The organism is Roseomonas sp. TS2 (genome assembly GCF_058833935.1).
The window spans coordinates 22,084-32,182 of sequence record NZ_JCACVY010000028.1 but is presented as its reverse complement, the minus strand read 5'-3'; the positions used below and the strand labels follow the sequence as shown (position 1 = coordinate 32,182).

Below are 10,099 nucleotides of genomic sequence, written 5' to 3'. Positions count from 1 at the left end.
CCGCCGCATGACCCACCCCGCCATCGCCCCGCTGCTCGATCCGGACGGCTCGCTCTACGTCTTCGGCTACGGCTCGCTGATCTGGAAGCCGGGCTTCGCGCACAGCGCCATGCATCCGGCGCTGCTGCGGGGCTTCCACCGCCGCTTCTGCATCTGGTCCCGCCGCTACCGTGGCACGCCGGAATGCCCCGGCCTGGTGCTGGGGCTGGACCGGGGCGGGGCCTGCCGCGGCGTGGCCTTCCGCGTGGAGGCCGAGGCCGCGCCGGCGGTGCTGGACTATCTGGACGAGCGGGAGATGTCGGGCGGCGTCTATGAGCGGCGGCTGGTGCCGGTGCGGCTGCTGGACCAGCCGGGGGCGGTGCGGCGCGCCGTGGCCTTCGTGGTCGACCGCCGGGCCGAGGCCTATTGCCGGGACCTGACGCCCGAGCGCGTCGCCGCCGCCATCGCGCTGGGCCAGGGCTGCATGGGTCCGAACCGGGACTACCTGCTGAACACGGTGGCGCATCTGCGCGCGCTGGGGGTGCGGGATGCGGGGCTGGACCGGATCGCCGCGCTGCTGCCGGCCGGCCCGGCGGAGTAGCGGCGCCGATTCGCGCCAGCCGCTACAATGGGCCGCACCGCTTATCCGCGGACTTATCCACAGCGGCCGTGAGGAAGCGGCTGGCACATCAAGGCCCGCCCGCGCCACGTCCGCAGTGCCGCAGAGGGATTCTCCATGAAATCAATGGCTTGATGTTGGTTGGGGCCGCCGCGCAACAGTCAAGACGCGCTTTCGAAAAGAGAAAAGCAAGCCTCAGCAGCGGCTTGCGGGCAGTCCCTGAAACAGTTTCGAAATCTTCCGTGGCCCTTATCCCACAGATTTATCCACAAGGGGTGGGGACAGGGCAGGGCCACCGGCGGCCACCACCAGGCGGTCGGTCTCGCGCTCGATCGCCTCTTCCAGCGCCGCCACCAGCTGCACGCGCGGCAGGCCCGGTGGCAGCGCCGGCATGATGGCCACGGTGATCGGCCCCGGCAGCTTGCGGGAGAGCGCGCCGCGCCCCCAGCGCAGCCCGCTGTCGGTGGCCACCGGCACCACGGGCGCGCCGCTGGCGGCGGCCAGCGCCACCACCCCCGGCTGGTAGGGGATGCGCTGCCCCGGCATGGTGCGCGTGCCCTCGGGGAAGATGACGATCTGGTGCCCCTCGGCCAGCACCGCGCCGGCCTCGCGCACCATGCGCTTCAGCGCCATGGCGCCGCCCTTGCGGTCCACCGCCACCGCCCCGTAGTGCCGCGCCAGCCGGCCCCAGGCCGGGATGCGCAGCAGCTCCTGCTTCAGCACATAGACCGGGTCCGGCAGCAGGGCGAGCCAGACGACCGTGTCGTAGGCGGACTGGTGCTTGGCCGCCACCACCACCGGCCCCTTGGGCATGTGCTCCCAGCCCGTCACCCGCAGCCCGATGCCGCAGACCACGCGCAGCAGCCACAGGATCAGCCGCGCCCAGCCCTGCACGTAGCGGCGCACATAGCGGCGCGGGAAAGGCACCAGGGCCAGCCCCAACACGCAGGTCATGGCGGTGACGCTGAAGAACAGCGCGTTGAACAGGGCCGAGCGCAGGGCGGTCACGAGGGCGGTTTCTCCGGTTTCAGGACGGACAGGCCGAGCATCGCCCCGATCAGCTTGCCGTATTCCCGCAGCAGCAGCCCGGGCCGGGGGCCGGCGGCCTGCACCGGGTGGGCCACCAGCGTGACCTCGGGCAGGGTGCGGCGCAGCTCCAGCAGGGCGCGGGGCATATGGAAGGCGGCGGTGACGACGCGCAGCGAGCCGATCTGCCGTGCCCGCGCCCATTCCGCAACCTCCAGCCCGTTGCCGCGCGTGCTGGTGGCGGCGCGGCCCATCGTCACGCGGCCGGCGAGGGGCGTGGGATCCAGCCCGGCGCGCTGCGCCAGCTCCTCCAGCGTGGCGTCCCGCCCCGCGCCGGAGATGATCAGCCAGCGCGCACGCCCCTCGGCCAGCAGGTGCAGCCCGGCATCGACGCGCTGCGGCCCGCCGGTGAGCACGGCGATGCCGTCCGTGGTGGCGAGCGGTGCCTCCGGCCGGGCGCGGCTCTGCCCGGCGAACAGCGCCAGCCCGCCCAGCAGCAGCAGTGCCGGCAGGGCCGGCAGCAGCCAGAGCCGGCTGGGGCCGCGCCGCCGGCTGCCATCGGGCAGGGGTGTCACGGCAGGCGCTTCAGCCAGCGGCGGACGCTGAACTGCGCGGTCGCCCAGCCGATCGCGCCGGCCACGGGCGGCAGCATCAGCAGGTCCAGCCAGGGCAGCGCCGACCAGGGCTGCACCACGCCGCCCGAGAGGGGCGCCGCCAGGCTGGCCATGGCGCCCAGCGTCGGCACCGCCAGCGCCGCGCCGGCCAACGCGCCGCCGGCCGCCAGCAGCCCGATGCGGCGGGCGAAGCGGCCGGCGATATCCCCCTGCGTGGCGCCGAGGTCGTGCAGGATCTCGATGGCCTGCCGGCGCGAGGCGAGGCCGGCGCGGGTGGCCACCGCCACCACCGCCACCGCGACGCCCACCACCAGCGCCAGCACCGCCAGCGCCACGCCCTGCACGCTGCGCGCCAGCGCGGCGAGCCGCGCCACCCAGATGCCATGCGCCTCCAGCTCCGCCCCCGGCACCGCCTCGGCCAGCTGGCGGCCGATCGGCGCCGGGTCGATGTTGAGGTTCTCCAGCCGCAGCTCCAGCACGGAGGGCAGCGGCAGGGCCGGCACCTCGCCCAGCCAGGGGCGCAGCAGCTCCCGCATCCGGGCCGAATCGACCGCCTCGGCGCTGGCCACGCCGGGCATGGCGCGCAGCAGGGCCAGCGCGTCGTCCATCCGGCCGGCCTGCTCGGGCGGCAGCTGCACCGTCACGGCGGCGGCGGCGCCCTGCTGCCAGCGCTCCTTCAGCGCCGCGGCGCCGCGGCTGCCGGCCAGCGCCAGCGCCGCCAGCAGCGCCATGGCGGCGACGAGGCCGGGCAGCAGCCGGTCGGACAGCGCCCGCTTCAGCCCCAGCGGGTCGCGCGCGTAGCGGGTGCGGCGCTCGGTCATGCCACTCCGGTTGCGGGCATCAGCCATGATGGATGACCTTCCCATCCTCCAGCAGCAGGGCCTGGGCGGGGAATTGCGCCACCAGGTCCTCGCTGTGGGTGGCCACCACAACGGTGGTGCCCAGCCGGTTCATCTGCGTCAGAAGCGCCAGCAGGCGGCGCGCCTGGTGCGAATCGAGGTTGCCGGTCGGCTCGTCGGCCACCAGCAGGGCGGGGCGCGTCACCACCGCGCGGGCGATGGCGATGCGCTGCTGCTCGCCGCCCGAGAGCTGCTGCGGCAGGGACAGCTCCTTCCCCTGCAGCCCCACCCAGCGCAGCATCTCCGTCACGTCCGGCCGCAGGCTGGCCTCGGAGCGGCCGGCGAGGCGCAGCGGCAGCGCCACGTTGTCGAAGGCGGAGAGGTAGGGCAGCAGCCGGAAATCCTGGAACACCACGCCGATGCGCCGGCGCAGGCCGGGCAGCGCGCTGCGCCGGGCCGCGTTCACGCGCACGCCCAGCACCTCCAGCTCCCCCCGCGTCGGCAGCAATGCGAGGTGCATCAGCCGCAGCAGCGAGGATTTGCCGGCGCCGGAGGCCCCCAGCAGCCAGGTGAAGCTGCCCTCGGGCAGCGTGAAGGTCAGGTCGGCCAGGGCTTCCGGCCCCTCCTGCCCGTCGGGGGAGGGGTAACGCAGGCCGACCGCGGTGAAGCGCACCATGCGGCAGGGAATGCCACGCCAAGCCGCGCGCCGCCACCCGCCTCGCTTTACGAAGGGTTGCAGCGCAACGGGGGGTTGCAGGGCCGGGGGTGCCCCGGCATAGCGGTGGCATGCGCCTCGAATGCCCGGCCTGCGCTGCCGCCTACGATGTTCCGGACGCGCTGCTGGCGCCGGGGCGGGCGGTGCGCTGCGTGCGCTGCGCGCAGAGCTGGGTGCCGCTGCCCGCCCGGCTGGAGGCGCCGCCACCGTTGCTGGCGCTGCCGCCGCTGCGCCCTTCCGGCCCCCCGCCCGCCGTGCCCGGCGTGGCGGGCGCGGTGTTCGCCTGGATTCTCTCTCTCCTGGCGGTGGCGGCCGGGATCGCGGCGCTGTGGCACTGGCGCGCCGAGATCGCCGCCGCCTGGCCGCCAGCAGCCGCGCCCAGGGACTGCGCCGGGACCGCGCCCGGAGGGCTGTGGAGCCGGTGGCTCAGCCCAGCGGCGCGTCGCTGCGCTGCTCGGCGTGGCCGTGGGTGATGTAGTGCAGGGCCGCCGCCTGCTCGTCCGCACCGAAGGCGGCGCGCAGATCGGCATAGTTCCGCAGGTACTGGGCGGCATCGAAGGCGGCGGCCTCGCGCCCCTCGGCATGGCCATGCGCCAGCCAATGCCGGGTGCCGGCCCGGAGGTCGGTGCCGAAGGCGTCGACCAGGTCGTCATGGCCGGCGATGTAGCGCGCGGCGTCGAAGGCAGTGGCGCGTCCTTCGTTCCGGCCGAAGCGGATGTAGTGCGCGGCCGCGGCCTCCGTGTCCTGCCAGAAGGCGTCCAGCAGGTCCTCATGCGCGGCGAGGTAGCTGGCCGGGTCGAAGCTGGTGGCGCGGCCCTCGGCGCGGCCGTGGCGGATGTAGTGGGTGGCGCCCGCATCCTCGCTGGCGCCGAAGGCGGCGATCAGGTCGGCTTGGCTGGCGATGTAGGCCAGCCCGTCGAAGCTGGTGGCGCGCCCTTCGGCGAAGCCGTGCTGCAGCCGGTGCACCGAGCCGGCCAGCGCATCGGCGCCGAAGGCGGCGGCCAGGTCGGCATGGCTGGCGACGTATTCGAGCGGGCGTTCCGAGGAAAGGGCGCGCAGGTCGATCCTCACCCCGTCGGCGAACTGCACCACCTCGATCCCCGAGCCGGAGAGGGTGGCGCCCGTGCCCAGGTTGCGCGCCAGCAGCGACTCGCCGTCGCGCAGGACATGCCAGGCGCTGCTGCCCTGGTCGATCCGCAGCGTGTCCAGCCCCGCGCCGCCATGGAGGTCGCCGCCCTGCGGCGGCGCCACCAGCAGCCGGCTCGCCGCGAAATCCGTGCCGGGGATGAAGGCCAGGATGTCGAGCTTGCCCTGGTCCGGCGTGATCCAGTTGTCGCCCAGGATGCCGCCCGTGTCGCCCGAGTTCGGGTTCCAGGACCACCAGGCCCAGGACAGGCCGGCCGAGGGCGCGCCGGCGTCGCGCGTGCCGTCGCCATCGTGATCGCCGTTCAGGGTGCGGGTCAGCGCCAGCAGCCAGGCCAGATCCTTCGGGTCCTGCAGGCGGCTGCCGAACTCGCCGAGCAGGACCGGCGCGATGCCCTCGCGCGCGATGTAGCCCCATTGCCGGTCGAACACCGCGGGCAGGGTGCCGGCGAGGTCATCGCTCTGGAACCAGGGCTGGGCGAAGACCGAGTTGGGGTAGTCGTGCGGCGAATAGACCACCTTGTTGCCGGTGGGCAGCACCACCGGCCGCTCGGCGACCCCCTGCAGATTGCCGCCCCACCAATAGAAGTCGTCTTGGTAGCGGTCGACGCCCTCCACCAGGATCAGCCAGTCCGGGTTCACCGCCTGGATGGCCGCCCCGGCGCGCTCGGCGGCGGCGTGCCAGTCGGTCGCCGGGTCGCCGCCCCAGCTGGCCCGGCTGTGCGGCTCGTTGTGCAGGTCGGCGCCGATGACGGTCGGGTTGCCCCGGTAGCGGCCGGCCAGCATCACCCAGTCGGCGATCCACTCGGCTTCCGGGTGGGTGTTGTCGTACCAGAGGCCGGAGCCGTTGGGGCCGTCCCCCGCCGTGCCGCGGTGCCGGTCGAGGATGATGCGCAGCCCGATCTCGCCCGCATAGCCCACGATCCTGTCGAGCAGCTGCACGCCGGAAAGGCCGGCGAGATCCGGGTTGCGGCCGTAGTCGATGTCGGTGGGCGGCAGCCTGCCGTCGAGCACCTCGCTGGAGAAGGGAAGGCGGATGGCGTTGAAGCCGAGCACCTTCATCTGGTCCATCATCTCCTGCCAGTTGCGCGCCTGCAGCCCGTCCGGCGCGCCGCGCACCGTCTCCATGCCGAACCAGTTCACCGCCGAGAGGCGCACCGGGATGCCGGCAGCATCGACGATCTCGTTGCCGCGGGTGGAGAAGAAGCCGTCACCCGGCTGCTGGCGTGAGAGCATGCGTGCGCTTTCCTGGCGGCGGGGGAGGCCGGGCGGTCATGGAAATCCCGGCCAGACGCAGGGCCTGGCCGGGCGAGGGAATTCTTGGAAGGGAGCGGGAGTGCATTCATGGCCGGCAGGCGGCCATGGAGGACGCCTCAGAACAGATCCAGGTCGGTGCGGCCCTCGGCATGGCCGAAGGTGATGAAGTGCCGGGCGGCCTCGTTCTCGTTCGAGCCGAAGGCGGCGCGCAGGTCGGCGTAGTTCGCCAGATAGGTCCGCGCGTCGAATCCGTCGGTGGTGCGGCCTTCCTCGATGCCGTGATGGAAGTAGTGGCGCTGGCCGGCCGCCGCATCGGCGCCAAAGGCCTCGATCAGGTCGGCATAGCTGGCGATGTACTGCAGCCCGTCCAGGCTCCAGTCCATCTTGGTGTCCGAGAAGGTCTCGACATAGGCGCGGCCGGTGTTCGGCTCGCTGCCGTCGGACAGGCGGCCGGGGAAGCTGTCGTCGGAATCCCAGCGGGACTGGAACACCACGTCATGCGTGTCGAACCACACCTTCATCGCCTTCACGAAGGGCTCGGCGTTGTTGGTCATCACGCCCCATTCGGAGTAGGCGGTGGGCTTGTCGCGGGCGGCGGCGAAGTCCTGGTGCCACTGCAGCCCGTACTTCTCCTTCAGCAGCATGTCCCAGGCCTGGTAGGGATCGCTGGTGAAGTAGAGGGTGTTCCAGTAGACATCCATGCCGATGATGTCGACATAGTCGTCGCCCGGATAGGCGGTGGCGGGGTCCATGCCGCCCCAGGCCTCGTTGACGTTCCACTCGAAGACGAAGCGGTCGGAGACGGCGCGGAACGAATCGACGAACTGGCGGAAGGCGCCGATATACGCCTCCTCATGGCCGATGGCCGACCACGGGAACCAGTCGCCGTTGAACTCCCAGCCGGTGCGGACGTCGATCGGCCCGTCGGTCTGGCTGTTCTCGATCAGGATGGTGGCCAGCTCGCGGTAGCGGGCGTTGTAGGCGCCGGTGGCGGCCTCCTCCAGCGTCGCGCCGAGCGGGATCAGCGGGATCGACCACTGATGGTCGCGCGGCGTCTCGTGCCACAGCTCGCGGGCATTCCAGCGGGTGCTGTCGATCAGGTCGGCCCAGCTCTGGAAGCCAGAGACGACGTGAATGTTGTCCACCTCCCGGCCGAGCCATTCCTCGAAGGCCGGCAGATCCTGCGGCCGGTTGCCAAGATAGACACCAAGCTGGGTCATCGGGCTCTCCTGATCATCCGAATGAAGAAGGAGGGGCCCGCCCGTGCGGGGCGACCGGCTGCCATGCTCCTGCTCGGGAAGGCGATAGAGCAGGGCGCTGAATGAAAAAATAGAAAACAACAAAATTCAGGATCAACATTTTAGTGAGGAGAAGAACCCACATCGGATCCTCGCGTTACTTCCAGCTTTTATTCGCGTGATGCACGGGGCGATTGTGGGATTTCCTGGCCGCGTGTGGATCTCGCCACGGGTGCGCGGAAAGGCGCCGGCACGGTCCGCGGCGTCAACCCTTGCGTTGGTCGGAGCATGACAGCCGAGGCGGAGCGGCGCCGGCGCTAGAGCCTTTTCCGTTCGTACTGGCTCACGGAAAAGGCTCTAGCTCATTGTTTTCACGAGCATCTTAACGCGATCAGGCGAAGCAGCCTGCTCGCGATCTGCTCTAGGCTCCGGCCAGCAGGCCGAACAGCCAGACCGTCGCCACCCCGGCCAGGATGGAGGCGCTGAGATTGCCGGTGCGCCACTGCACCAGCACCACCGCCGCCGCCCCGAACAGCCCCGGCAGGCCGGTCCGGCTCAGGGCCAGGGTCACGTAGGCGGCGAAGATCGGCCCGGGCAGATGGCGCAGCATGGCGTCGATGAAGGGCGGCGGGCGGACCACCCGCAGCAACGCATAGCCGCCGGCACGGCAGAGATAGGTGACCAGCGCCATGCCCAGGATGGCGAGCAGCACGTCGCTCCGCATCATGGCGCCGTGCCGGGGCCGGATTGTGCCGTGCCGGGGCTGGCCTCGGAACCGGCCCCGGAACTGGCCCCGGAACCGGCCTCGGGGCCGCCACGGGCGCGGATCTCGTTCCAGGCCGCCAGGGCGGCGCCGGAGAGGGCGCCGGCCAGCAGGGGCAGGGGCTGCGGCAGGCCCAGGCGCTGCGTTCCCAGCGCCGCCAGCCCGGCCAGCGCCCAGGGCAGCAGGTCCTGCCGGGCCCCGCGCCAGATCGGCACCAGCAGCCCGACGAAGGCGGCGGTGCCGCCGAAGAACAGCGGGTGCCCCGGCGGCAGCTGCACCACGCCGCTCAGCACATGCCCCGCCACGGTGGCGGCCTGCCACGCCACCCACAGCGAAAGGCCCAGGCCCAGCAGGTAGCCGGCATCGCGCCCGCCCGCCCGGTGCTCGGCGATGCTCATGGCGAAGGCATGGTCCACCAGCGTGGCCAGCGTGCCCCAGAGCCGCCAGCCGCGCAGCCGGTCCAGCCAGAAGCCGAGCGCCGCCCCCATCGGCGCCAGGCGGATGTTCACGACCAGCGCCGCGAAGGTGACCGCCAGGACGGGCGCCGGGTCCGCCCAGAGTTCCAGCGCCAGGAGCTGCGCGGCGCCGGCATAGACGATCGCCGACATCAGCAGGGTCTCGGCCAGCGACAGGCCCTTGCCGGCGGAGATGACGCCCACCACCATCCCGAAGGGCAGCAGGCCAAGGTAGAGGGGCAGGGCGGCACGCGCCCCGCGCCGCATGCCGGCGCGGGTGAACACCACCGGGCGGAAGGGCTGCGGCTCAGCCACGGCGGGAGGCCAGCAGCCGCTCCTCCGCCACCTCGGGCGGCAGGTCCAGCGCGCGCTGCGCCACCTCGCGCGGGAAGCCGGCCCGTGCCAGCGCGGCCAGCGTCTTCAGCCGGGCCGCGGCGTCGGGGGGCGTGGCGGCGAAGGGGCCGGCGCGGCGGCGGCGCAGATGCCCCAGCGCTGCGATCAGCTCATCGGCCGTCTCTCCGTCCAGCGCGGCCTCGGCCGTGGACGCCGCCACGCCCTTGGCGGCCAGATGCGCGGCAATGGCGCGGCGGGAGCGGCCACCCTGTTGCAGGCGCCGGGCGCGGGACGCGGCGAAGGCGGCGTCATCGACCGCCCCTGCCTGCACCAGGCGGCGCGCCACCTCCTGCGCCGCCGCGCGGCCCTCCGCCACCACCCGGGCGATGGCCGCGCCATCCTGCCCCTCCGCCTCGGCGCGCTGCGCCCAGCGGGCCACGCGCCGCTGCAGCACGCGTACCAGCCCGGCTTCCGTGGCGGCGAAACGTGCCAGATGCAGCAGCGCGGCCTCGCGCAGCCGGCCGGCATCCGGCGCCGGGCCGGCCGCCGGCCTCCGCCTGGGTTCCTGCCGCTTTTCCATGCGCGCAATCTGCCATGAAGCGGCCGGCCTGCCCACCCGGCGCCTGCCCCATGGCGCGGGGGCAAGAGAATGGCTTCCCGGTAGCAAGCCACAAACGCGAATGCCGCCGGCCTGGTGGCCGGCGGCATCCTCGACTGTCTCAGGCTGCGCGGGCCATCGGCCCGCCAGGGCTCAGCGCGTGGGCGGAACCGAGGAGCCCGTGGTGCCGGTGCTGGCCGGCGGCGGCACGGCGCTCGGGCCGATCGGCGGGTTGGCGCCGGCCGGGCCGGTGGTGGTGGAGGTGGAGGGGCTGCCATTGCGCTGGTTCATGCGCGGCTCGCCCGACTGCGCCGGCGCCGGCACCGGCTGCGTGCCCGGGGGCGTGGCCGTGCTGCTCGGCGGGTTGGCGCCGGTCTGGGCCATGGCGGCCCCGCCGACCCCGGCGAAGCCGATCAGGGCGGCAGCGGTCAGGGCGATCATCGGTGTGCGCATCGTGTCGGATCCTCCAGCGGGGGTCTGGGTGCGCCCGGTGAGGGCGCGTGCCCCGGGGTAACTGGCC

12 protein-coding genes are annotated in these 10,099 nt (G+C 73.1%); 2 read left to right on the top strand and 10 right to left on the bottom strand.

Features of this window, described 5'->3' with window-relative positions; translation table 11 throughout:
- Nucleotides 1-580 (top strand): gamma-glutamylcyclotransferase (locus ACZJYS_RS07485; protein WP_493176882.1); only part of this gene is annotated, 580 nt, incomplete at its 5' end.
- 267 nt (nt 581-847) lie between these two features.
- On the opposite strand, the gene ACZJYS_RS07480 is transcribed toward ACZJYS_RS07485, so the two are convergent.
- The 4 genes from ACZJYS_RS07480 to ACZJYS_RS07465 are packed head-to-tail and all read right to left on the bottom strand — an operon-like array spanning nt 848 to nt 3,753.
- On the bottom strand, nt 848-1,606 hold the full coding sequence (locus ACZJYS_RS07480) for a lysophospholipid acyltransferase family protein (RefSeq protein WP_493176880.1): 759 nt from the start codon (nt 1,604-1,606) through the stop codon (nt 848-850).
- The gene (locus ACZJYS_RS07475) at nt 1,603-2,199 is read right to left on the bottom strand and encodes a YdcF family protein (protein WP_493176879.1); all 597 of its coding nucleotides are present in this window, start codon (nt 2,197-2,199) and stop codon (nt 1,603-1,605) included. Before ACZJYS_RS07475 ends, ACZJYS_RS07480 begins: the two co-directional genes overlap by 4 nt.
- Nucleotides 2,196-3,086 carry a cell division protein FtsX gene (locus tag ACZJYS_RS07470; protein ID WP_245906316.1) on the bottom strand — a complete coding sequence of 297 codons (891 nt, stop codon included), beginning with the start codon at nt 3,084-3,086 and terminating at the stop codon, nt 2,196-2,198. The genes ACZJYS_RS07475 and ACZJYS_RS07470 overlap by 4 nt, the downstream gene beginning before the upstream one ends.
- Nucleotides 3,079-3,753: a cell division ATP-binding protein FtsE gene (locus ACZJYS_RS07465; RefSeq protein WP_493176877.1), complete on the bottom strand. Its 675-nt coding sequence runs from the start codon at nt 3,751-3,753 to the stop codon at nt 3,079-3,081. Before ACZJYS_RS07465 ends, ACZJYS_RS07470 begins: the two co-directional genes overlap by 8 nt.
- A 110-nt stretch (nt 3,754-3,863) precedes the next feature.
- Here ACZJYS_RS07465 and ACZJYS_RS07460 point away from each other — a divergent pair, with 110 nt between their 5' ends.
- Complete coding sequence (locus tag ACZJYS_RS07460) at nt 3,864-4,265, top strand: zinc-ribbon domain-containing protein (protein ID WP_493176876.1); 402 nt, start codon at nt 3,864-3,866, stop codon at nt 4,263-4,265.
- Here ACZJYS_RS07460 and ACZJYS_RS07455 read toward each other — a convergent pair.
- From ACZJYS_RS07455 to ACZJYS_RS07430, 6 genes are all read right to left on the bottom strand, one after another.
- Nucleotides 4,219-6,171 carry a glycoside hydrolase family 5 protein gene (locus tag ACZJYS_RS07455; protein ID WP_493176875.1) on the bottom strand — a complete coding sequence of 651 codons (1,953 nt, stop codon included), beginning with the start codon at nt 6,169-6,171 and terminating at the stop codon, nt 4,219-4,221. The two genes, ACZJYS_RS07460 and ACZJYS_RS07455, sit on opposite strands and share 47 nt — an antisense overlap.
- Nucleotides 6,172-6,308: 137 nt before the next feature.
- The gene (locus ACZJYS_RS07450) at nt 6,309-7,412 is read right to left on the bottom strand and encodes a glycoside hydrolase family 26 protein (RefSeq protein ID WP_109516903.1); all 1,104 of its coding nucleotides are present in this window, start codon (nt 7,410-7,412) and stop codon (nt 6,309-6,311) included.
- A 439-nt stretch (nt 7,413-7,851) separates the two neighbouring features.
- Complete coding sequence (locus ACZJYS_RS07445; RefSeq protein WP_245906318.1) at nt 7,852-8,157, bottom strand: AzlD family protein; 306 nt, start codon at nt 8,155-8,157, stop codon at nt 7,852-7,854.
- Nucleotides 8,154-8,963, bottom strand: coding sequence for an AzlC family ABC transporter permease (locus ACZJYS_RS07440; RefSeq protein ID WP_493176872.1), 810 nt, complete (start codon nt 8,961-8,963; stop codon nt 8,154-8,156). Before ACZJYS_RS07440 ends, ACZJYS_RS07445 begins: the two co-directional genes overlap by 4 nt.
- Nucleotides 8,956-9,561 (bottom strand): regulatory protein RecX, encoded by a 606-nt coding sequence (locus ACZJYS_RS07435; protein WP_109516904.1) that lies wholly within the window; start codon nt 9,559-9,561, stop codon nt 8,956-8,958. The genes ACZJYS_RS07440 and ACZJYS_RS07435 overlap by 8 nt, the downstream gene beginning before the upstream one ends.
- 171 nt (nt 9,562-9,732) lie before the next feature.
- Complete coding sequence (locus ACZJYS_RS07430) at nt 9,733-10,032, bottom strand: hypothetical protein (protein WP_493176870.1); 300 nt, start codon at nt 10,030-10,032, stop codon at nt 9,733-9,735.
- Between the last annotated feature and the right edge of the window lie 67 nt (nt 10,033-10,099).